Source organism: Alcanivorax sp. 97CO-5, assembly GCF_000524665.1.
Lineage (GTDB): Bacteria > Pseudomonadota > Gammaproteobacteria > Pseudomonadales > Alcanivoracaceae > Alcanivorax > Alcanivorax borkumensis.
The window spans coordinates 1-22,517 of the sequence record NZ_KI965905.1; the positions used below are offsets into that span (position 1 = coordinate 1).

A 22,517-nucleotide genomic window follows, 5' to 3' on the forward strand; every position below is an offset into this window, starting at 1 on the left:
CCTCGATTAATTTTCGGGGGGATTACATGTCCACTGCCCCTGGCCGAAATCAATGAGAACCCGTGCTCAACAGAAGGGGGAGTGAACAACTGGTGTTTGAGTCAGGTAACCGGATTATTTCTGTCTTGATTTTGTGCGTGTCCCCGATGAGTACAGCCTGTAAAAATGGATATAGAAGTGCAATAAAACGGGCCGGAAGACAACATTCCGGCCCTTTTGCGTTACTGAGCCCGCAATTCTTTCTTCATGATCTTACCTATCGGATTGCGGGGAATGACATCTACTAGCCTCATCTTTTCGGGAAGCTTGTAAACACTCATACCCTGACTCTTCAGGTAGTCATTGATTTCCTCTAACGCTGGCGGATGGCTCTCATCCGCAGGCACCACGCAAATGCAGACACGCTCCCCCATGATTTCGTCCGGGTGGGGTATGACGGCCACGTCTTGCACCTTATCAAAGCCAAGCACGGCGTTTTCCACCTCGACACTGGAGATGTTGAAGCCTCCGCGGATCACCATGTCTTTCTTGCGATCGTAAAAGCCTACGTGGTTGGCATTTTGCACAATGAACAGGTCTCCGGTGCGGAAGAAACCGTCAGCGGTGAAAGACTGCTCGGTGATGTCCGGGCGTTGGAAGTAACCGGCAAAGACCCCCGGGCTTCGGTAGCAAAGCTCTCCGATGCCTCCGGGCTCGGTGATTTCCTCATCCTGGTCGCCGAGAATCTTCACTTCAATGCCATTGATGCCGGAGGGCCATTCGACGCTTTCTCTGCCCCACCAGGGTAGATGATCCACCCGCATAGCCAGGTCAGGTACGTCGGCGGGGCCGGCCACTAGGCAGGAGCCTTCGTTCTGGCCCCAGATATTGACGATGTCGATATCCCAGCGGCGCTTGAACTCCTGCATGGACCAGGCAGAAGGCGGTGCTGACCCGGTGGTGATGGTCCGCACGCTGGACAGATCGAGCTGGTCCACGTTGGGCAGTTTGGCGATCATGTTCAGCATCGCCGGTACTAGGATGGTATATTGAATGCGCTCTTCGGTAAGCTGGCGCAGCAAGATCTCCGGCGTGATGGGATGGTGCAGCACTAGGGTCCCTGCTGCCGCTAGCCAAGGTACGTAGTTCACCCCCACCGCTGTCATGTTTACCAGGGGCGCCACGCATAGAATCCGGTCGCCCTGCTGCAAGCCACAGGTGGTGAACACGAGGTTAATCATGTACTCCCAGTTGTTGTGGCTCATGGGGCAGCCTTTAGGGTCTGCCTCAGTGCCAGATGTCCAGCACAGCGTAAAAATATCATTGGCTTCTACTGGCACCTCAGGTCCCTGGCTGGGTTTGCTGCGGGCAATATCGGTCAGTTCTTTCAGGCCAATGTAGTGCTCGAAACCCAGCTCCTGGCCTAGAGCTTGGTAATCAAAGCCGTGAAAGCTCTCAGCCGACGCGTAGAAACGGGCCTCGGTCATTTTTTTCACATAACCCACATCCTTGCTTCGCCATTGCATAGGCAGTGCAGAAAGCAAGCCGCCGGCCTTTGCTGCGGCTAGGTACAACATGGCCAGCTCCCACACGTTGGGTAACTGGGCCACTAATACGTCGTCCTTACCAAAGCCGCGGCGCGACAATTCTGCTGCCGTAGCATCCACTGCCTGGCCGAACTCTGCCCAGGTGAGGCGCTGGGCGGGGGTGCCCACCAGCTCGTTCCGGTTGGGGGGATCCACCACCGCTTCTCGCTCTGGGTGGGCGATACAATTGGCGGCAGCGCGCTGGAGCAGGGTCTTGTCCCCCCAGTGCCCCATGTTCGTATATTTCTCAACCAGTTCAGGTTTGTGCAAAATCATGAATTAATTCTCCTGTGACGGTTATTGTTGTTGCCATCCAATTGGAAGCGATGATGGTTGACGTCGACACTCGGGACCATATTCCTGCCAGTAGTGCTTCGACACTATCCGCCAGTGATACTTATTTTTCTAGGACGGGTTTGAACGTCTCGATCATTTTGCTGGCATTGCTAATATTGTATTTCTTGGTGTAAGTGGCGGCATGGGTGTAGATGCTGAGGGCATGTTGCTGTAGTAAGTTACGGTAAAGAGCCGCAATGGGCCGCTTTGGAAAGGGCGGTGATCTCCACCGAAGCGCATTCAAAAAGTCTCGCTAACCGGAATGTATATGCCTCGCATCGCCGTCTTTGCTGACGTCCAGAATATTTATTACACCACCCGCCAAGCTTTTGGGCGGCCTTTCAATTATCGGGCGCTTTGGCAGCAGCTGTCGGCGCAGGGCGAAATAGTTCACGCATTGGCCTATGCCACTCACCGTGGCGACGACGGGCAGACGAAATTTCAGGATGCGCTTAAACACATTGGCTTCACGGTTAAACTCAAACCCTATATTCAGCGCAGTGACGGTTCCAGCAAGGGTGACTGGGATGTGGGCATTGCGGTGGATGTGATGACGCTGGCTCCAGAGGTGGATACGGTGGTGTTGCTTTCCGGGGACGGAGATTTTGATGTGTTACTAACGCGAGTTGGCGCTAACCCGGGGGTTCGTACTGAAGTGTATGGGGTTGAGCCGCTGACTGCGCGTTCGTTGATTGATAGTGCCTCGGTGTTTCATCCGATAGGAGATGCGTTGCTATTAAAGTGATATCAGAGACTTCCGAGCGCTGATAGGCGCGGCAATGGATATCTTTGGCTCACTGTTGATAACCAAACGCAACGATTTTGCTAATGCTCTGGGGTTAAAAATCCGGATGATAGGACGTTCGAGCCTACCCTAGGTGTCAGGCCACTGCGATACGGATAACAATAAGGAGCAGCAAGCATGGCCCGTAAATTGTCTATTATGGATTCCGGCTGGTTAATGATGGAGACCCGGGAAACCCCTATGCATGTGGGGGGGCTGGCGTTGTTTGCCATTCCAGAAGGTGCTCCTGAGGATTATGTGGAAAGTATCTATCGATACCTGGTGGATGTGGATAGCATCTGCCGCCCATTTAACCAAAAGATTCAGTCTCATTTGCCCCTGTACTTAGATGCTACTTGGGTGGAAGACAAAAATTTCGATATTGACTACCACGTACGGCATTCTGCCTTGCCTCGGCCGGGACGGGTGCGTGAGCTGTTGGCGTTAGTATCGCGGTTGCACGCCCAGCGTTTGGATCCTAGCCGCCCGTTGTGGGAGAGCTATTTGATCGAGGGGTTGGAGGGAAACCGTTTCGCTCTTTATACCAAGATGCATCACTCCATGGTGGATGGGGTGGCAGGGATGCACCTAATGCAGTCTCGCCTAGCTACTTGTGCCGAAGACCGTTTACCCGCCCCTTGGTCTGGCGAGTGGGATGCAGAGAAGAAACCGAGAAAGAGCCGTGGCGCTGCAGCGGCGAATGCCGGCATGAAAGGAACAATGAATAACCTGCGCCGAGGTGGTGGTCAGCTTGTGGACCTGCTGCGACAGCCCAAGGATGGCAACGTAAAGACTATCTATCGGGCGCCGAAAACCCAGCTAAACCGCCGGGTGACGGGCGCGCGACGCTTTGCTGCCCAGTCGTGGTCGCTGTCGCGGATTAAAGCCGCGGGCAAACAGCATGGCGGTACGGTGAATGATATTTTCCTTGCCATGTGTGGCGGCGCGCTGCGTCGCTATCTGCTCAGTCAGGATGCCTTGTCCGATCAGCCGTTGGTGGCCCAGGTGCCAGTAGCCTTGCGTAGTGCGGATCAGGCTGGTGAGGGTGGCAATGCCATTACTACGGTTCAGGTAAGCCTGGGTACGCATATTGCTCAGCCGCTGAATCGGCTGGCCGCAATCCAGGATTCCATGAAAGCGGTGAAATCTCGGCTTGGTGATATGCAGAAGTCCGAGATCGATGTTTATACGGTGCTGACCAATATGCCGCTGTCTTTGGGGCAGGTCACGGGCCTGTCCGGGCGCGTAAGCCCCATGTTTAACCTAGTGATTTCCAATGTGCCGGGGCCGAAGGAAACGCTTCATCTCAATGGTGCGGAGATGTTGGCTACCTATCCGGTGTCATTGGTTCTGCATGGTTACGCCCTAAATATCACTGTGGTGAGCTACAAGAATAGCCTTGAGTTTGGCGTGATCGGTTGCCGTGACACGTTGCCTCATATTCAGCGTTTTCTGGTTTATCTCGAAGAATCGCTGGTGGAACTGGAGCCTTGATTCGGTAATGGTGACTTGATGTATAGAGGCTCCCTAACAACATTGCAGCTTGGGGATTGAGTCGATAATCAACGGGCATTTCTGCTGTATGTTTTTCCCCTTAACCGCACGTTGCCGGCATGCTAACGGGTTCGCGTATGGAGCCCATGCTGCCGCATCCCTCAGGGGGCTGTGTTCTGGTGGAGTAGGTGTATCGATGTAATCGAAGGTTTATGAGGCGTACGTTAAATTGCCACTCCCAACCGCTCTTTTGTTCTTCTCGCCTGCATCTTCCCTTAAAATACCGGGCAACTAATTCCTCTGGAGCAAGATGTCTATGGGCCGCGCCTACCAAAACCGCAAAGAATCCATGGCGAAAACCTCGGACATGAAAGCCAAGGTGTACAGCCGCTATGGTCGGGAAATCTACGTTAGCGCGAAATCCGGTGGTGTGGACCCTACTGCGAATCTGGCATTACGCAGCCTGATTGAACGCGCCAAAAAAGATCAGGTGCCCGGTCATGTGATTGATAAAGCCCTCGACAAGGCTAAAGGGGGTGGCGGTGAGGATTACTCCCCGGCCCGCTATGAAGGCTATGGCCCTGGTGGCAGCATGGCACTGATTGAATGCCTCACTGATAACCCGAATCGTACCTTTGGTGATGTGCGTATGGCCTTTACCAAGACCAAATGTAAGATCGGTACCCAGGGTACGGTGAGCCACATGTTCGATCACGTGGCGATTTTCGTTTTTGCCCACGAAGATGAAGATGCGGTGCTCGAAGCCCTGATGGATGCGGATGTGGATGTCAGCGAAATAGAAAACGATAACGGTATGCTGACGGTGTTCACGCCTAACACCGAGTATTTCAAGGCTAAGCAGGCGCTGGTCGAGGCCTTCGGGGAATTGGAATTCGAGGTGGATGAAATTCAGTTTATTCCGCAGAGTTACACCACCATCAGCGCCGAAGACATGGACATGTTCGATAAATTCATGGCCATGTTGAATGATTTGGATGACGTTCAGAACGTCTATCACAACGTGGATCTGGGCTGATTCCAGTCCTGCAATCGTCAATCCGCAACGGAGAATGCCCTGTGCTGGATAACGACATCCTCGCCGCCGCCGTCGCACTGGCCGGTGCCCTGCAAAAACAACGTTTGCTGTTGGCCACTGCGGAGTCCTGTACCGGGGGGGGCATTGCCCAGACGCTCACCAGCCTGTCCGGCGCATCCACTTGGTTCGATCGGGGTTTTGTCACCTATTCTAATGAGGCTAAGCAAGAGATGCTTGGCGTGCCGGCCTCCACGTTGGCGACCTCGGGCGCGGTTAGTGAAGCAACGGCACTGGACATGGCGCGGGGCGCTATTAGCCATTCCCGTGCCCATGTGAGTGTGGCGGTGACGGGTATCGCCGGGCCGGATGGCGGCACGCCAGATAAGCCGGTGGGCACCGTCTGGATTGCCTGGGGGCAGAAGCTGGGTCATGCAGAAGCTCGCTGTTTCCAATTCGACGGGGATCGCGATGCCGTCCGTCAGCAGACCATCCTGCACGCCATTCTGGGCTTGAATGCCCGTCTCAAGTAGCCACAATCAGGCTATTCCTTTCAGCCCTGCTGAGGCGGGGCAGACCAGACAACGATCTGGAAGGTTGCAATGCACAGCCAATGTTGTTCATAATACTGTCCATAACGCCAGTGCTGGTCGAAAGGTCAGATAAGGCGGGTCGGATACGGTTAGATACGGTTAGCGTCAATGAATGACGCGCCGAACACGGAGAGGGGTCACAATGAGCGATAAAAGTAAGGCGCTGTCCGCTGCGCTGTCACAGATTGAGCGCCAATTTGGCAAAGGTTCTGTCATGCGCATGGGCGATCGCAAGCGTGAGCGCATGCCCTCCATCTCGACCGGCTCACTGGGGCTGGATGTTGCCTTGGGTATTGGCGGTCTGCCCAAGGGCCGTATTGTCGAGATTTATGGCCCTGAATCCTCCGGAAAAACCACCCTGACATTGAGCGTGATTGCCCAAGCTCAAAAAAAAGGCGCCACCTGTGCCTTCGTGGATGCTGAGCATGCGCTAGACCCGGATTACGCAGAAAAGCTGGGCGTAAACGTGGACGACCTGATTGTTTCCCAGCCAGACACCGGAGAGCAGGCACTGGAAATCACCGATATGCTGGTGCGATCGGGCGCGGTGGATGTGGTCATCGTCGATTCTGTGGCGGCGCTGGTGCCGAAAGCTGAAATCGAAGGGGAAATGGGTGACACCCACGTGGGGTTGCAGGCTCGTCTGATGAGCCAGGCGCTGCGTAAAATTACCGGTAATGTGAAAAACGCCAATACACTGGTGGTCTTCATTAACCAGATTCGCATGAAGATTGGTGTGATGTTTGGTAACCCGGAAACCACCACCGGTGGTAATGCCCTGAAGTTCTACTCCTCTGTACGCTTGGATATCCGCCGTATTGGTGCGGTGAAGCAGGGCGACGAAGTAACCGGTAACGAAACCCGGGTGAAGGTGGTGAAAAACAAGGTGTCGCCGCCGTTCCGTCAGGCTGAGTTCCAGATTCTCTACGGCCAGGGCATTAATCAGCTGGGAGAAGTGTTGGACTTGGGTGTTCAACAGGGGTTGGTGGACAAATCTGGCGCCTGGTATGCCTACAAAGGCGACAAGATTGGCCAAGGTAAGCAGAACGCCTGCGAGTACCTGCGAGAAAACCCGGCCATTGCCGAAGAAATTGAAACCGAAATCCGGGCCCGCCTGTTGCCGGACCCTACAGCTGAAGCCCCGGCAGAAGAGGCCGCCCCCGCTGACGATGAGTGAGCCGCTGACCGAAGCCGAGTTGCGCCAGCGGGCAGTTGCCCTGCTGGCCCGGCGCGATCACTCCCGCCGTGAGCTTGTCACCAAGCTGCAACAGCGCCTGGGGGATCAGCCGGCGCTGGAGGCGGTGCTAGCCTGGTGTGAGGAGCACGATTTTATCGATGACCGGCGCTTTGCCGGTTTTTTTGTGCGCGCGCGTATTGAGCGAGGGCAGGGGATGTTGCGGATTCGTCAGGAACTGCAGCTAAAAGGCGTTGAGAATGACTGGATTGCTGAAGCGCTAGAGAATGCCGAGGTAGATTGGTTCGCGCTGGCGAAAGACGTTCGTGCCCGCCGTTTCCGGCACTACCCCGAAGACCAGAAAGAAAAAGCCAAGCAGCTACGTTTTCTGCAAAGTCGCGGCTTTAATGCGGAACAGAGCTTCGCTGCGCTGGATATGCAGGACGCTGAACAGGATTAAGTCTGCTGTTTTCTTGTGCTTTCAAGTGCTCCCCCGTTGCGTTGCTGGCGGCGAAATTCAAGCCAGGACCAAAAGCACTTTCGCCACAGAGCGCACAGGACAGATAGAGATGCCCTTAGGTGAGCGTGCCGCTAGCGTTGCTCATGCTCTTAGCGCGGGAATGCGATTGGGCGGGAGTATATGTGTTGTGCTCTGGTGAGCATCTTCTTGGCGGCGTATTCTGCGTTTTTAATGCGTGTGTGAGATTTTTCATGGAATACCTGTCTGATCCTTGGCTGGTGGCTGCCATGCTAGGCGCTGGTGTGTTGGCAGGTTTTATCAACACTCTGGCAGGAGGCGGCGGTTTGCTGATCTTGCCACTGTTAATGCTCAGCGGCATGAGTGCGGCCCTGGCCAACGGTACCATGCGCGTTGCAGTGTTGATTCAAAGCGCGGAAGCGGTGCGCCAATTCAATAAACGTGGCTCTATGCCCTTTGCCGATCTGCCCGCGATATTGGTGCCGAGCTTGCTGGGAACATTGGTGGGGGCGCTGGCAGCAGCCTTTCTTCCCGAAACTATTCTTAAGCCTGTGCTTCTAATTACGCTGGTGGTGGTCGCGTTACTAATGGTGCTGCGCCCGTCGCAGATGTCACCGGACCCGAACTCAGTGCCATTGTCTCCTAATACCAGCCTGTCGGGCTGGATAGGGCTGTTTTTCGCTGGAGCCTATGGTGGTTTTGTTCAAGCGGGCGTGGGCTTCGTGTTACTGGCGGTGCTTGCCGGGCAGTTACGCTACGACCTGCTACGCAGTAATGCGTTGAAACTGGCTATCACGGGCAGCTTCACCATATTAGCGCTGGCTATCTTTGTGGCCCGGGGGCAGGTGGCCTGGTTGCCTGGGCTGGTGGTTGCGGCGGGTAGTCTGATTGGCGTTCGGCTTGGGGTCAGCTTTGCTCACGCCGTGTCCCCACGTGTGCTCAAGCGTATTTTGCTGGTGATGGTGTTGGCAGTATGCCTAGCCGCGGCAATCAAGGGGTGAGCTTCAAACCATACCCCATAAGGTGCGAGAAGAAAGAGGGTGAGCGGGGAGCGCTTATGACCGTATTTTTCCTCTCAGGTTTGTACGTGGCCAGGGTCTGTCAGCTTTACAGGTGATGCTTCTTTGTTGCCGCTTGGGGTTTGTTGCTTCAGGTTAACTTGTCACCATCGCAACCACGCCTTGAGGGCGGTATACTCGGCGCCTCTGACCGCCAGCCAAGAAAACGTTTCTCTTATGAAAAGTGCTGAATTACGCCAGGCCTTTCTGGACTATTTTGCCAGCCAGGGGCACACCAAGGTGTCGTCCTCCTCACTGGTACCTGCTAATGACCCGACACTGTTGTTTACTAACGCGGGCATGAACCAGTTCAAGGATGTTTTTCTGGGACGTGAGTCCCGGGATTACACGCGTGCTACAAGCTCCCAGCGCTGTGTCCGCGCCGGCGGTAAGCACAATGACCTGGAAAACGTGGGTTATACGGCGCGGCATCACACCTTCTTCGAGATGCTGGGCAACTTCAGCTTCGGGGACTATTTCAAGCGCGAAGCGATCAAGTTTGCCTGGGAGTTCCTCACTGGCACCTTGGGGCTACCGGAAGAGCGGCTGTGGGTTACTGTGCATGTTTCCGACGATGAAGCCGCTGATATCTGGCTAAAAGAAATGGGAGTCAGTGCCGAGCGCTTTTCACGGTTGGACGAAGACAATTTTTGGCAAATGGGCGATACCGGCCCATGCGGCCCGAGCTCTGAAATTTTTTATGACCACGGCGCCGATGTGCCCGGTGGCCCACCGGGTTCTGCAGATGAGGATCTGGATCGCTATATCGAGATATGGAACCTGGTGTTCATGCAGTATGACCGCCAGCCAGATGGGGAACTGCAGCCTCTGCCTAAGCCCAGTGTTGATACCGGCATGGGCCTGGAGCGCATTGCCGCAGTGCTGCAGGGCGTACATTCCAACTACGAGATCGATCTGTTTCAGGCATTGTTGCAAGCTGCGGCCAAGGCCACGGGCTGTACTGATCTGGAAGAGAAATCACTGCGCGTGATCGCAGACCATATTCGTTCAGCCAGTTTTTTGATTTGTGATGGGGTGATTCCTTCCAACGAAGGTCGTGGCTATGTATTGCGCCGCATCATTCGTCGCGCCCTGCGCCATGGCCACAAGCTAGGGCAGGACAAACCGTTCTTTTCCACCTTGGTGGCCGCACTGGTGGCGGAGATGGGTGAGGCCTACCCGGAGCTGGGCCGGGAACAGACGAGAATTGAAAAGGCCCTACTGGCGGAAGAAGAGCAATTTGGCCGCACTTTGGCTGCGGGCATGAAAGTACTGGAAAGTGCCATTGAGCAGCTTGATGGTAGGGTGTTGCCCGGTGACGTGCTGTTTAACCTCTACGATACCCATGGCTTTCCACCGGATCTGACCGCGGATGTAGCCCGTGAGCGCGATTTGAGCGTGGATATGGACGGGTTTGAGGCCGCCATGGCTGCCCAGCGAGAGCGGGCCCGTGGTGCCGGTAGCTTTGCCAATGATTACAGCGATCGCCTGAATATCGATGCGATAACCGATTTTTCCGGTTACGAGAAATTGGCCGATGACAATACGGTGGTTGCTTTATACAAGGACGGCGCCGCTGTGGACACCCTCAATGCCGGCGAAGAAGGCATGGTGGTGCTGGATCGTACGCCGTTCTATGCGGAATCCGGTGGGCAGGTGGGTGATACCGGTGCTCTAATTGCGGATGAAGCCCGCTTCATGGTCACCGATACCCGTAAGCGTCAGGGAGCACATGTGCATGTGGGCAAGCAGGTAAGCGGCAGCTTGACCATTGGTGGCAAGGTGTCGGCCTGTGTGGATGTGGATCGTCGTCTTGCGGTGATGCGTAATCATTCCGCAACCCACCTTATGCACGCCGCCCTGCGTAACGTGTTGGGCGAGCATGTACAGCAGAAAGGATCGTTAGTATCGGCGGACTATCTGCGGTTTGATTTCTCCCATGGAGAAGCGGTCAGCGAAGCCCAGCGTGAAGAGATTGAAATTCTGGTGAATCGTCAGATCCTCGCTAACACTGCGGTAACTACGGAGTTGATGGATATTGAGTCCGCCCGTGAAGCCGGTGCCATGGCACTGTTTGGTGAGAAATACGATGATCAGGTGCGTGTGCTGAGTATGGGCAGTGACGGTTTTTCCAAAGAATTGTGTGGCGGCACCCACGTAAACCGCACCGGTGATATTGGATTATTCCGCATTACTCTGGAAGCCTCCGCAGCGGCAGGTGTGCGGCGTATTGAAGCGGTCACCGGTGAGCATGCGCTAGCGGTGATGCGCCGACAGGAGCGCGCGCTCAGCGAGATTGCGGCCACGGTGAAAAGCTCGCTGGATAATGCTGCTGATCGCGTGCGTAGCCAGGCACAGAAAGTCCGTGAACTGGAAAAAGAGATCGAGCGTCTCAAGCAGAAATTGGCCAGCGGCGCCGGTGGTGACTTGACCAGTGAAGTACAGGATATTAATGGTGTGAAGGTGTTGGCGACGCAGATTGATGGTGCCGATGGTAAAACCTTGCGGGTCACTATGGACAAGCTGAAAGACAAGTTGGGTTCCGCGGTGATTGTGTTGGCAGCAGTGGAAGGCGAAAAAGTGGCTTTGGTGGCCGGTGTTACTAAGGACCTGACCACCAAATACAAAGCGGGTGATCTGCTCAAGTTCGTGGCCGAACAAGTTGATGGTCGCGGCGGTGGTCGCCCGGACATGGCCCAGGGTGGCGGTAATAATCCCGCTGCGCTGCCCGGGGCGCTGGAAAGTGTAAAGGCCTGGGTGGCCGAGTAGGGCTGCTGGGCCACTAATGCGGGGTATTTTTGGCCAAGAAAACCCACTTTGGTGGCGGAATGAGGCTCAAATTCATTCCTCCACACCACCTCAACATGAAATGGTGGCGCGTCTCTGGTATAGTTTCGCGCTCCTTTTTGCAGAAAAAGCGACTTTATGGCTCTTATCGTGCAGAAATACGGCGGTACCTCGGTAGGTACAGTCGAACGTATCCAGGCCGTTGCCGAGAAGGTAGCGGGCTTTCACAAACGGGGTGACCAAGTGGTCGTCGTGGTTTCCGCAATGAGTGGGGAAACCAACCGGCTCATCGAGCTGGCCAACGGCGTTACCGACAAACCCTCTCCACGGGAAATGGACGTGCTGGTCTCTACCGGCGAACAGGTCACTATCGCCCTGTTATCCATGGCGCTGCAGAAGCAAGGCCTCAATGCCCGCTCCTACACCGGCAGCCAGATTCCTCTGCGCACCGACAATACCTACTCCAAGGCCCGCATCGAAGAGATCGACGACAAGAAGGTTCGCGCCGATCTGGATGGTGGCAGTGTGGTAGTGGTGGCGGGTTTCCAAGGTGTTGATAATGACGGCAACATTACTACGCTGGGCCGTGGTGGCTCCGATACCACCGCGGTAGCGTTGGCTGCTGCGCTGAAGGCGGATGAGTGCCAGATTTACACCGATGTGGATGGTGTGTACACCACCGACCCACGAGTAGTGGATAACGCCCGCCGCCTAGACAGCATTACCTTCGAGGAAATGTTGGAAATGGCTAGCCAGGGTTCCAAGGTTCTGCAGATCCGTTCTGTGGAATTCGCCGGCAAATACAATGTGCCGCTGCGTGTTTTGTCCAGTTTCCAGGATGGCCCTGGGACACTTATTACCGTCGAAGACGAGGTTGATATGGAAAAGCCGGTAATCTCCGGAATTGCCTTTACCCGTGATGAAGCCAAGATCATCGTGCGTGGCGCCCCGGATACCCCGGGTATTGCCTACAAAATCCTCGGCCCGGTGAGTGCAGAAAACATTGAAGTGGACATGATCGTACAGAACGTAGGTAAAGACGGTGCTGCCGATTTCACTTTTACTGTGCATCGCAACGATTTTGCCCGCGCTCAGGAAGCCCTGCGTAATGCGTCTGAAGAGCTGGGTAACCCGGAAATCATCGGCGATGACAAGATTGCCAAAGTCTCTTTGGTGGGCGTGGGCATGCGTTCTCATGCTGGCGTGGCGTCCAAAATGTTTCAAGCGCTCGCTACCGAAGGTGTCAATATCGAAATGATTTCCACCTCTGAGATCAAAGTGTCAGTGGTCATCGCCGAGAAGTATCTGGAGCTGGCAGTCCGTGCCCTGCACTCCGCCTTCGAGCTGGATCAGCCCGGCGTCTGAGCGACATACCATCAGGTAGGTGTGGGGCGACGACCGGTCGGTCTAGCCCCCTTTCACGGCAAGACTTGAGAATGTGATTCAGGCATACTATCGGCCCCGTGCCAGGGGTGGGTAAAGGTCTCTACACCAAGGAGTCGTCAAGGACGGCAACCCGCGAGCCTTAGGTACGGAAAGCGCTCACGGAAATGAAAGGACCCCAGGAGGGATCATATGTTAATTCTTACGCGTCGAGTTGGTGAGACCTTGATGGTGGGTGACGAAGTCACTGTTACTGTGCTGGGAGTAAAAGGCAATCAAGTTCGTATTGGTGTGAATGCGCCAAAAGAAGTTGCCGTGCACCGTGAAGAAATTTATCAGCGAATTCAGCACGAAAAATCATCAGATGGCGAGTCTGCCTGATTTTTGAGCTGTATTTTGTTCGCAAAGTCGTTATCATGCGCGGCGAGTTTGGTGACAGGGCCGATTAAGAGCGTTCACCACCAGACCACAAGCAGTACCGCATTCCGGAGAGGTGGGTGAGTGGCTGAAACCAGCTCCCTGCTAAGGAGCCATACGGGAAACTGTATCGCGGGTTCGAATCCCGCCCTCTCCGCCATATTCAAAAAAGCCCCGCAATGCGGGGCTTTTTTTGTATTGTTTCCGCTGGCGCTGCTTCTGCGCAGCATTGGCTTTCCTAACTCCGCCTAGCCCTGAACTTGCGCTACACTACGCTCCCGAACCGCTGTCCCCATTTCCATGGTAAAAGGTGATCCCATGACCGACTCCCTGACTATTGCTCGCCCTGACGATTGGCACTTGCACTTTCGCGACGGCGATTTGTTAGCGGAGACAGTGCCTGCCACGGCAAATGTATTTGGCCGGGCCATTGTTATGCCTAATCTGACACCGCCGGTAAATACCGTGGCCGAGGCCGCCGAGTATCGTGAGCGGATTCTGGCGCAGGTGCCGGCTGGGGTGAACTTTGAGCCGTTGATGGTGTTGTACCTCACGGATAGCACTCCGGTGCAGGAAGTAGAGCGCGCTGCGAACAGTGATTTTGTCCATGCGTTCAAACTCTATCCAGCGGGGGCCACCACCAACTCCGACAGCGGGGTGACCGACCCGGGCAAAATTACGCATCTCTACGAAGCGATGGAGAAGCACGATGTGCCGCTGCTGGTGCATGGTGAGGTCACCGATGCGGAGGTCGATATTTTTGATCGGGAGCGAGTATTCATCGACCGATACCTAGCGGATATCCGTGACCAATTTCCAGCATTGCGCATTGTTTTTGAGCATGTGACCACGGCAGAAGGCGTTAACTTTGTGCGCGAGGCGAATGCGCTTACAGCGGCGACGGTCACACCTCAGCATCTTTTGATGAACCGCAATGATTTACTGGTGGGAGGCGTGCGCCCGCACAATTACTGTCTGCCGATTCTCAAGCGTCGCCAGCATCAAGAAGCTATTCAGAAAGCGGTGATTGAAGGCAATAGCCGTTTCTTCCTGGGCACTGATTCTGCACCCCATGCACGCACTAAGAAAGAAGCCGCCTGCGGTTGTGCCGGTTGTTATTCAGCTCGTGCGGCATTGCCGCTCTATGCGACCTTCCTAGAGCAACACAATGCGCTGGACAAGCTGGAAGGGTTTGCCAGTCACTTCGGTGCGGATTTTTATCGCCTGCCTCGCCACACTGATACCGTAACCTTGGTGCGTAAACCTTGGGCTGTGCCTACAGTAATCGATGCAGCAGGTGAGCCGGTGGTGCCTTTCTTTGCCGGCGAGCAGCTGCCCTGGTCGCTGGGTTGATCGCCATGGAACCACGCATTCCGGTTGTAGTGCTGACTGGCTTTCTGGGTAGCGGTAAAACCACACTGCTTAATCGTTGGTTACGCGAACGAAAGAACGTTGCCTTGATCATCAATGAACTGGGTGATATTGGCATCGACCAGTACCTTACCGGTCGCCGAGATGTGCCGGTGTCGCTACTGGCTGGGGGCTGCTTGTGCTGCGTGATTCAGGGCTCCTTGTCCACCACATTGCGCAACCTGTTCATGGCTCGCAAGAGCGGAGACATTTCTGCTTTTGAAACTGTGGTGATTGAAACTACGGGGGCGGCGGACCCCTTTGGTGTGATTTCACCACTGGAGCAGGATCTCTGGTTAAAAAAACGCTTTTTTTGTCAGTCTGTACTGACTGTGGTGGATACCCTGGCCGGTACCGATGCGCTTGACCGCCACCCCGAAGTGCTCGAGCAAATCCACGCTGCAGATGTGTTGTTGCTTTCCAAGGCAGAGCAGGTCGATGAGGCTTCACTACAAGGGTTGCAGTCGCAGTTGCGGGAGCTGAATGCGACAGCACGGCAATATCGATTGGACAACGATGATCCCGGTTCGCAATTGCTGGATAACGTTTTTGAGCGACGCTGCAGGGTGACGGGTCTGTTTTCGCTGGTGGTTGATCCTGCTACGCCTGCGGTATCCGGTTTGGTGAGTCGCCCGGTACAGAGCCAGGGGCGTCATAACTTATTTAGTGCTTCCTTGCGCTGGCCCTATGGATTGAGTTGGGCGCTGTGGCAAGCTGCTCTGCAGCAGTTACAAGAGCAATGCGGCGAAGCGTTGGTGCGGGTGAAAGGGTTGCTGCAGGTAAGCGGCTTGGATGGCCCTTTGCTGGTGCAGTGGGTGGCGGGGCAAGCTCCGGAGATGACACCATTGAATGATTGGCCTGACCAAGACGGTGACTCGCGACTGGTGCTGATTGTGAGACATAATCAGGCTGACTTTGCGGGCGAACAACTGGCACACTGGCAGGCATTGTTGGATCAGTTGCTGACGACTTCGGCGTGAACCGCCAGCCCTAACGAAAGCGCCTTTCATTGCGGCAGAGTTTTATGGGTTACCTCTATTTGTCCCTAGCCATTGTGGCGGAAGTCGTGGCCACGTCGGCATTGAATGCCTCTCAGGGCTTTACCCGGTTGTGGCCCTCGGTGACCACCGTAGTGGGCTATACCATTGCTTTTTATGCCCTGTCCCTAGCCTTGCGCACTATTCCTATGGGTATCGCCTATGCGGTTTGGGCAGGAGTGGGTATCGTATTGATTGCGTTGGTGGGAGCGGTGTTTTTCAAGCAGCTCCCTGACGTGCCTGCCATGGTGGGTATGGGTTGTATTATTACGGGCGTGGTGTTGGTCACGCTGGTCTCTAATACGGCCAGCCATTGAGCACGTTGAGTCAGTAAGCCGATTAAAAACAAGGAGATGTTGTGACGGATCGAATTAATCAGGTAGAGCTGGCGGTGGATCGGGTTATTGAGGCCACTGGTGGCGAAATTCGCCTAGCCATGCCGCTTGGGCTGGGTAAGCCTAACCGGTTTGTGAATGCGCTCTACGCCCGTGTGGAGGCGGACACACGCTTGAGCCTTGATATCTATACGGCTTTATCTCTGAGCAAGCCCAGTGCTGGCAGCGATTTGGAAAAGCGTTTTCTGAATCCGTTTGCCGATCGGCTTTTTGCTGACTACGAAGAGTTAACCTATTTGGCCGCGCAGAAACGTGGAAACCTGCCTGCCAATATTCGTGTATTCGAGTTTTTTGTGCAGCCAGGCAGCATACTGGGCAATGATGTGGCGCAACAACATTACATTAGCAGTAACTACACTCATGTGGCGCGAGACCTCAATGCTCGGGGCGTGAATGTGGTGGCACAGTTGTTGGCGCATCGCCAGGTAGACGGCAACGATGAATACAGTTTTTCCTGCAATCCAGAAGTCACTCTCGACCTTATGCCGCTGTTAAAGGCGCGCCGTGAAGCCGGTGAAACCATTTTGGCCGTGGGCCAGGTGCATCGGGATCTGCCGTTTATGGAGAACGATGCTCGGGTGGAGGAGTGGCTGCCCGAAATGGATCTACTGGTAGATGATCCGCAAGGACATACCCGTTTGTTCAGTACACCGAACATGCCGGTGAATATTCAGGACCATTTCGTTGGGCTGCACGCCAGCACTTTGGTGCGCGATGGCGGTACGTTGCAAATCGGTATTGGAGCATTGGGTGATGCGCTGGTGCACCATTTGCGCTTGCGAGATCAGGATAACCCCCGTTACTTGAAGGCAGTAAAAGCCTGGGCAGTGCCACCGGAGCATGAGGCGCTGATTGAACAAGAAGGGGGAACCGGTGTTTTCCGTGAGGGCGTTTATGGTTGTAGCGAAATGATGACCCATGGGCTGTTGACGCTGATTGATGACGGCATCATTCGCCGCCCTGTGTATGACTGGGCGCCATTGCAACGGTTGGAAATGCATAACCCGACCACCCCGGGGCTGGCACTGCTGGATGCTTTGCGAGAACAGTCAGCAATTAGTCGGCGGCTGGATAAGGAGCAATTGCGTACGCTGAAGCGGTTTGGCATTTTTCGTAATGAAATTGATAAGCACGGGGATGAATTACAGTTGCCCAATGGGGTGACGGTACCCAATGATCTGGATGATCGCACCACCCGTGAGGCTCTGAAAGCGGTGTTCGGTGACCGTTTGGTTGGGGGGGTAGTCATGCATGGTGGCTTTTTCCTGGGCCCCCGTGATTTTTATGCGCGCCTGCGGGAGATGAGTAAGCAAGAGCACGCCCAAATTAACATGACCCGGATCAGTTTCATCAATCACTTGTATGGTGATGAAATCCTCAAACGGTTACAGCGTCAAGATGCCCGTTTTGTGAATACCGCTTTCACCGTCACCTTGCTTGGCGCGGTGGCTTCGGATCAAATTGAAAACGGCAGGGTACTTAGCGGGGTAGGCGGGCAGTATAACTTTGTCAGCCAGGCCCATGAGCTGGAAGGTGCCCGTTCTATTTTAATGGTACGAGCCTGGCGAGAACGCGCTGGCGAGGTCATGAGCAATATAGTGTTCAGTTATGGCCATAACACCATTCCTCGACACTTGCGCGATATAGTGATCACAGAATATGGGGTTGCCGACCTTCGTGGTAAGACCGATGAGGAAGTGGTGATGGCCATGCTAAACGTGGCCGATAGCCGTTTTCAGATAGAGCTGATGGAGCAAGCTCAGGCAGCAGGTAAATTGCGTGAGGATTACCAAATACCTGAAGTGCATCGTCGTAATAATCCCGAACACCTGCACGAAATAGCAGAACGGTGCGGTAAGGATAGCTTTCCATTGTTTCCGCTGGGTACGGACTTCACTGAGGTCGAGCAACGCTTGTTGACAGCGTTAACTTGGTTGAAAGAAAAAGTGAGTCACAAGGAGTACCTGAAATTGGGACGCAGGGCGTTATTCCACGATGGCAGCCCGTCCGAGTTTGCTGCGCAATTGAAACGTATGGAACTTAACAAGCCGGAAGGGGTTCGAGAACATATTTTCCAGCGCTTGTTGCTGACTGCGCTGGAGGCCACACAGGAAAACTAGGTTTATACAGGCTTTCCACCAGTCTGTTGGGTGTCTAGGCTGGGGCGGCAGAGAGCGCTGCCGTAACCCCTGTTGGCGAAGGCGTTACTTGTTATCGTTCTTTTTGTTTTCCGGGTTGATTTTTCGGCCCGGGCGGGGGCGGTCGCTACTGGAAAGGGTGCGCCAGAAAGGAATGCGACGGGTCACCGAAACCATTTCGTCGACGCTGTCGCTAATGCCGGACAAGCGATCAACCGTGTCGCGTAACCCCACCAGTTCATCCACGTGAGCAGCAATTTTGAACATCACCATGTAAAATTCCAGCAGGGCGCGTAATACCGATGCGGTTACTAGGAAAGTGAGTGGCGCGCCAATGAAAAAGTAAAAAAGGCCGCGCCAAGTGGACGTCATAAACGCGTCCACACACAAATAAATCAGAACCAAGGCGATGGCGGCCAGAGCGATACCATACACACCCGGTAGGACCTGAATGATCATGTATTTATCGAACTTGAAGTTAAATAGTTCGCGCCAGTATTGCACCATCCAGAAGTAACCCCGGCGGATTTTTTCATTGAAGGTTGCCGGTGTGGAAGTTTGTTGGTCGGTACTTTCATCGGTGTCGCGTTTTTGATCTACCATTTTGCGTATTGCTCCTCGACAAAACCGTAGTGGCGTTTGATGCAAAGTCGGCGCCCGTCATCCAGGCGAAGTTCGCCATCGAAGTGGCCAAACAGCTGATTAAAGTTGCTGGCAAAGAGGCCCAAATTAAGGCGCTCTTTGTGGTTCCCGTTGGGAGTGAACTGCAGGTTTACCCGCCCGCAGAGGCTATGGATATCCCAAGGTTGCATCAGATCATCACGATTGTAATCAAATAGCACCCCGCCGGTAGGGACCATGACATTATCAATCCACAAGCAGTTTTCGGAAAAGGTTGTCTCATTGACACCGCAGGATAGGTTCAGTCCGACGCGAGTGTCGCCCACCCGGGTGGACAGGCAGGCCCAATTCCAAAAGGTTTCACGGCGCATATAGCCGGCGGAAAAATCATGGTGCCCGCTGGCATCTAAGGCAGTCAGGTCAGTATGCTTGCCTTGGCGCTGCAGTGATCCGGTGACGGCTTTGCCTGCCACTTTATTGGCATACACCCAACCATTAATACCGGTGCGGGTGCACAAAGACATGGGTTGAAAATCTGTGCCTTCGTCCATCTGGGCATGGAGGGTTAGGTCGTCTAACTTCACTGATAGACTTTTGCTGAGAGCACCTACACTATCCTGCTGGTAACCGAGGCGGATAACCACATTCTTTTGCTGAAATACGCTTTCTCCTTGTCGTGGAGAAGGCGACATGTGCAACCCTTTGCCTAATGGTGAGCGCCAAGTATACTGGTGGAGAACGCCGGTTTGCGGCTCAAAAAGATAGAAAAAAGCCATGCCCAAGTAGGCCGTGTGGGCAAATGCGCAACCGGCTAGAAGTTCATCGCTGATAATGCCGAAGTACTGGAACTGCTTGTAATGAAAATGCCGAGTAAAAGACGACGCCGGCTTGCCCATGGGGGTGCGATAATCCGCTTCACGACCGTTGATGGTAGCAACAGTGTGCGGGAATACGCCGAAAGCGACCTGGCCTTGATCATTAACTAAGGCCGGCGGTTGTTGTGATTTCATAGGGTCGGCCAGCTGACAGGTATAATGAAGCCCGGTTGGTCATGGAGAGGGTTTGTGACCATGAGGGGCGAGAGTTTGATCCAACATAGTCAATCAATGAAGGGGGATCAACGAAAGTGGGCTCTTTGTCCGACATAAACGGGGGCGTCCAGAACGGACGATCAATGATGGACCTAGTACCCTCATCCAACTCATGTATGGTTCGCCACCATCCGTGCTCGTGGCTAGCGGCCAGCATTTCCCCTTCGCTGGGAGTGTCGCAGTGATAGAAGAGGCTGCCGCGTGTTAGCAGGGGCTGGCCGTTTTCTTCCCCGCCTTGTTTTACTCGCTGAGCGCGGGCAATCTCTGATTGATATCGGCATAATCCCCCAGGAATTAGCAGGAGCCAAAATTAGAGTATTCTCGTGCTCTATGCGCAGAAGGTTTTGCATTAAACGATCAAAATTTACTGACAACCAAGTCATGGCTATTCTCAAGCAAACCGAAGGCGGTGTTCCGGTACCTGAGCTGTGCCGGGAATAGCTGAGCAGTGCTAAATTTACAAGTAGCGCAGCAAATACGGTGGCACGGATGCCTCAATAATGGCTAGCCTGAAGGAGCTTGAAGATAGAGAATCGGCGGCTGAAAAAGATGTACGCTGAGGAGCGCCTCAAGTCTGAGCTACGTAAGGAAGCCGTCGAAAAAAGTGATAAGCCCTGCCAAAGGCGCGAGCTTTCTAAAGCAGCGGTTGGTTAACAGGGCGTCAGTATGCGGGTGTGTAGTTCCCCCGCTTTAGTGGACACCTTCTCTTAATCAGAGGAGGTGGCATATGCCCCGATACAACAATCCGAGAAAGACTTGGCGGTATTCGACAGACTTTAAAGTAAAGGCCGTTGAGCTTAGCTGTCAGGAAGGCATTCAGGTTCAGCAAGTGGCGGCTGGGTTGGATATCCACCCGATGATGCTTTCGAGGTGGCGCAAGGAATACCGTGAAGGAAAGATCAAGCCAGATGGCCGAAAGCGTGTTGGTGTGATGAAAGAAAAGAAAGCTCCCTCCGGCGAGGAGTTGAAAGAGCTCGATAAGCTCAAACGGGAAAACACCCGCTTGCAGAAGGAAAATGACCTTCTAAAAAAGTGGCAACGGTATCTGTCGGATCGACATCAGAGCGATTTGGATTCATCCAGGAACACGGACGAAGACTAGGCGTCAGGTACCTGTGCAATTGGTTGGGTGTGTCGAGGAGTGGCTACTATGCGTGGTGCAAACGCAAGGAGCCGCCACGAGCCCGAGAAGATAGATGCTTGCTGAAGAAAGTGCGCCGGATCCATGGGGATTGCCGGGGCGTCTATGGCAGCCCGAGAGTGCATCAGGCCTTGCGTCACGAAGGCGTCCGGATTGGCCCGTAAGCGTGTTGAGAGGCTGATGAGGGAGGCTTCGCTGGTGGGGCGTGTGGCAAAGCTGTACCGCAGGGTGCCGGGGGTGGAGCGATTCTATCAACGCCACAAGAACCTGCGCCTGAATAGGCCCGCTCCAACCGGGGTAAATCAGCAGTGGGTAGCGGATCTCACTTATATCAAGGTTAACCGGCAATGGCAGTACCTGGCGGTCGTGTTGGATGTCTATTCGAGGAAGGTGATTGGCTGGTCGCTGGGGGACAGGAAGACAGCTAATCTGACTCTGAGGGCCTTGCGCCATGCTTTACGGGTGCGAATGCCGTGTTCCGGTCTAATATTCCATACGGATCGTGGAGTGGAGTATGGCGCGTACTTGATCCAGAACGAGCTAGGTAGGCACGGCATCAGACCCAGTATGAATCGGCCTAAACACTGCACGGACAATGCGCATATGGAATCGTTCTTGCATAGTATGAAAGCTGAAGTGATCCATGGCGTATCGTTTAAGGATGAGCAAGAGTTGCGAGCGGTTCTGCGTGGCTACATCAACCAGTTTTATAACCAGAAAAGGTTGCACTCTGGCATTGGCTACGTGGCCCCGGCAGAATACGAGAGAATGGCAGCGTGAAATGAAGCGTGTCTATTTTGTCGGGGGAAGATTAGTGGCCTGCGAGGCCTATAGTATGAGTGAACGCGGTTACCGTTATCAGGCCAGATTCAGCGACGAAAATGCCGCCATCGTCGATTGGCTGCTGCGGTTAACTCGCAACCAGCGCAACAGGAACTTCGGTCTATGTTTCTTGTACTTGCGCAACGTGAAGGGTTTTCCATGGAATCACAAGCGGGTGTACCGCATTTGCCGAGAGCTGGAGCTTAACCTTCGAATCAAGCCTAAGAAGCGGCTCAAGCGTGAGAAACTTGAGGAACTGTCGGTACCGGCTGAGCATCACCGAGACGTGGTCGGCGAACTTCATGCATGACCAGTTGGGCTATGGCCGCAGTTACCGGTTGCTCAACGTGACCGATGAATGTAATCGATAAGGCCAGAGTATAGAGGTGGATTTCTCCTTGTCCGCTGAGGGGGTTATCAGAACACGGGATCGGCTGATTGAATGCCGAGGTAAGCTCAAGCGATTGCGTGGCGACAATGGGTGGGAATATCTCCGTGGTGTACTCGCAGCCTAGACTGATAAGAATGGCATCACACTGTCATTTATTCAGCCAGGTAAGCCGCTACAGTTTCCACTCAATTATTGATGTTCAGGATTGTGCAACTCAGTGGCGATGGCTTTACAACCATGAATGGAAAATATGGCCCTTGGCCCATAACCTCTACTTTTAGCTCCAGTTAAAATGGGAGGTTATTACATTTGAATGAAATTCGAACGAATTAAAGAGGCGGTTCTGGCCAAAAAGTACGGACGTTAAAA

The 22,517-nt window shown here is 54.2% G+C and carries 17 protein-coding genes, 1 tRNA gene and 3 pseudogenes; 18 read left to right on the forward strand and 3 right to left on the reverse strand.

Going from position 1 to position 22,517, the window contains the following annotated elements; genetic code table 11:
- Positions 1–221 precede the first annotated feature (221 nt).
- Positions 222–1,841 carry a class I adenylate-forming enzyme family protein gene (locus Y017_RS11665; protein ID WP_035461001.1) on the reverse strand — a complete coding sequence of 540 codons (1,620 nt, stop codon included), beginning with the start codon at positions 1,839–1,841 and terminating at the stop codon, positions 222–224.
- A gap of 328 nt (positions 1,842–2,169) precedes the next feature.
- Here Y017_RS11665 and Y017_RS11670 point away from each other — a divergent pair, with 328 nt between their 5' ends.
- The 15 genes from Y017_RS11670 to Y017_RS11740 all read left to right on the forward strand — a co-directional run bounded on the left by Y017_RS11670 (position 2,170) and on the right by Y017_RS11740 (position 18,064).
- Positions 2,170–2,646, forward strand: coding sequence for an NYN domain-containing protein (locus tag Y017_RS11670; RefSeq protein WP_035461004.1), 477 nt, complete (start codon positions 2,170–2,172; stop codon positions 2,644–2,646).
- Positions 2,647–2,823: 177 nt separating this feature from the next.
- Positions 2,824–4,179: a wax ester/triacylglycerol synthase family O-acyltransferase gene (locus Y017_RS11675; RefSeq protein ID WP_011589085.1), complete on the forward strand. Its 1,356-nt coding sequence runs from the start codon at positions 2,824–2,826 to the stop codon at positions 4,177–4,179.
- 316 nt (positions 4,180–4,495) lie between these two features.
- Positions 4,496–5,215, forward strand: coding sequence for a YebC/PmpR family DNA-binding transcriptional regulator (locus tag Y017_RS11680; RefSeq protein WP_035461007.1), 720 nt, complete (start codon positions 4,496–4,498; stop codon positions 5,213–5,215).
- A 41-nt stretch (positions 5,216–5,256) separates the two neighbouring features.
- Positions 5,257–5,745 carry a CinA family protein gene (locus tag Y017_RS11685; RefSeq protein ID WP_035461009.1) on the forward strand — a complete coding sequence of 163 codons (489 nt, stop codon included), beginning with the start codon at positions 5,257–5,259 and terminating at the stop codon, positions 5,743–5,745.
- 202 nt (positions 5,746–5,947) lie between these two features.
- Complete coding sequence (recA, locus tag Y017_RS11690; protein ID WP_011589082.1) at positions 5,948–6,982, forward strand: recombinase RecA; 1,035 nt, start codon at positions 5,948–5,950, stop codon at positions 6,980–6,982.
- Positions 6,975–7,439, forward strand: coding sequence for a regulatory protein RecX (locus Y017_RS11695; RefSeq protein WP_035461010.1), 465 nt, complete (start codon positions 6,975–6,977; stop codon positions 7,437–7,439). The genes recA and Y017_RS11695 overlap by 8 nt, the downstream gene beginning before the upstream one ends.
- Before the next feature lie 251 nt (positions 7,440–7,690).
- Positions 7,691–8,458: a sulfite exporter TauE/SafE family protein gene (locus Y017_RS11700; protein WP_011589080.1), complete on the forward strand. Its 768-nt coding sequence runs from the start codon at positions 7,691–7,693 to the stop codon at positions 8,456–8,458.
- Positions 8,459–8,692: 234 nt separating this feature from the next.
- A complete protein-coding gene (alaS, locus tag Y017_RS11705) occupies positions 8,693–11,284 on the forward strand; it encodes an alanine--tRNA ligase (RefSeq protein WP_035461011.1) in 2,592 nt (863 codons plus the stop codon).
- 156 nt (positions 11,285–11,440) lie between these two features.
- Positions 11,441–12,667, forward strand: coding sequence for an aspartate kinase (locus tag Y017_RS11710; protein WP_011589078.1), 1,227 nt, complete (start codon positions 11,441–11,443; stop codon positions 12,665–12,667).
- Between the two features lie 210 nt (positions 12,668–12,877).
- Positions 12,878–13,066 carry a carbon storage regulator CsrA gene (gene csrA, locus Y017_RS11715; RefSeq protein ID WP_011589077.1) on the forward strand — a complete coding sequence of 63 codons (189 nt, stop codon included), beginning with the start codon at positions 12,878–12,880 and terminating at the stop codon, positions 13,064–13,066.
- A 106-nt stretch (positions 13,067–13,172) separates the two neighbouring features.
- Positions 13,173–13,262 (forward strand) — tRNA-Ser (locus Y017_RS11720).
- Positions 13,263–13,420: 158 nt separating this feature from the next.
- Positions 13,421–14,455 carry a dihydroorotase gene (pyrC, locus tag Y017_RS11725; protein WP_035461012.1) on the forward strand — a complete coding sequence of 345 codons (1,035 nt, stop codon included), beginning with the start codon at positions 13,421–13,423 and terminating at the stop codon, positions 14,453–14,455.
- Between the two features lie 5 nt (positions 14,456–14,460).
- On the forward strand, positions 14,461–15,492 hold the full coding sequence (locus tag Y017_RS11730) for a GTP-binding protein (RefSeq protein ID WP_035461013.1): 1,032 nt from the start codon (positions 14,461–14,463) through the stop codon (positions 15,490–15,492).
- A 44-nt stretch (positions 15,493–15,536) separates the two neighbouring features.
- On the forward strand, positions 15,537–15,866 hold the full coding sequence (locus Y017_RS11735) for a multidrug efflux SMR transporter (RefSeq protein WP_035461014.1): 330 nt from the start codon (positions 15,537–15,539) through the stop codon (positions 15,864–15,866).
- A 41-nt stretch (positions 15,867–15,907) separates the two neighbouring features.
- Positions 15,908–18,064 carry an acetyl-CoA hydrolase/transferase C-terminal domain-containing protein gene (locus Y017_RS11740; protein ID WP_035461015.1) on the forward strand — a complete coding sequence of 719 codons (2,157 nt, stop codon included), beginning with the start codon at positions 15,908–15,910 and terminating at the stop codon, positions 18,062–18,064.
- Between the two features lie 84 nt (positions 18,065–18,148).
- On the opposite strand, the gene Y017_RS11745 is transcribed toward Y017_RS11740, so the two are convergent.
- Together Y017_RS11745 and Y017_RS11750 are read right to left on the reverse strand one after the other, a co-directional pair.
- Positions 18,149–18,685, reverse strand: a complete 537-nt coding sequence (locus tag Y017_RS11745) for a DUF4282 domain-containing protein (RefSeq protein ID WP_011589071.1) — start codon at positions 18,683–18,685, stop codon at positions 18,149–18,151.
- The gene (locus tag Y017_RS11750; RefSeq protein WP_011589070.1) at positions 18,679–19,713 is read right to left on the reverse strand and encodes a DUF2804 domain-containing protein; all 1,035 of its coding nucleotides are present in this window, start codon (positions 19,711–19,713) and stop codon (positions 18,679–18,681) included. The genes Y017_RS11745 and Y017_RS11750 overlap by 7 nt, the downstream gene beginning before the upstream one ends.
- Positions 19,714–20,142: 429 nt before the next feature.
- On the opposite strand from Y017_RS11750, the pseudogene Y017_RS15465 reads away from it, so the two are divergent.
- The 3 pseudogenes from Y017_RS15465 to Y017_RS15470 all read left to right on the forward strand — a co-directional run.
- Positions 20,143–20,442 (forward strand): annotated as a pseudogene (locus Y017_RS15465) (transposase); the annotation flags it as partial.
- 79 nt (positions 20,443–20,521) lie between these two features.
- A pseudogene (locus Y017_RS15095) lies at positions 20,522–21,715 on the forward strand (IS3 family transposase).
- A gap of 37 nt (positions 21,716–21,752) precedes the next feature.
- Positions 21,753–22,429, forward strand: a pseudogene (locus Y017_RS15470) (DDE-type integrase/transposase/recombinase); the annotation flags it as partial.
- Positions 22,430–22,517: the final 88 nt, after the last annotated feature.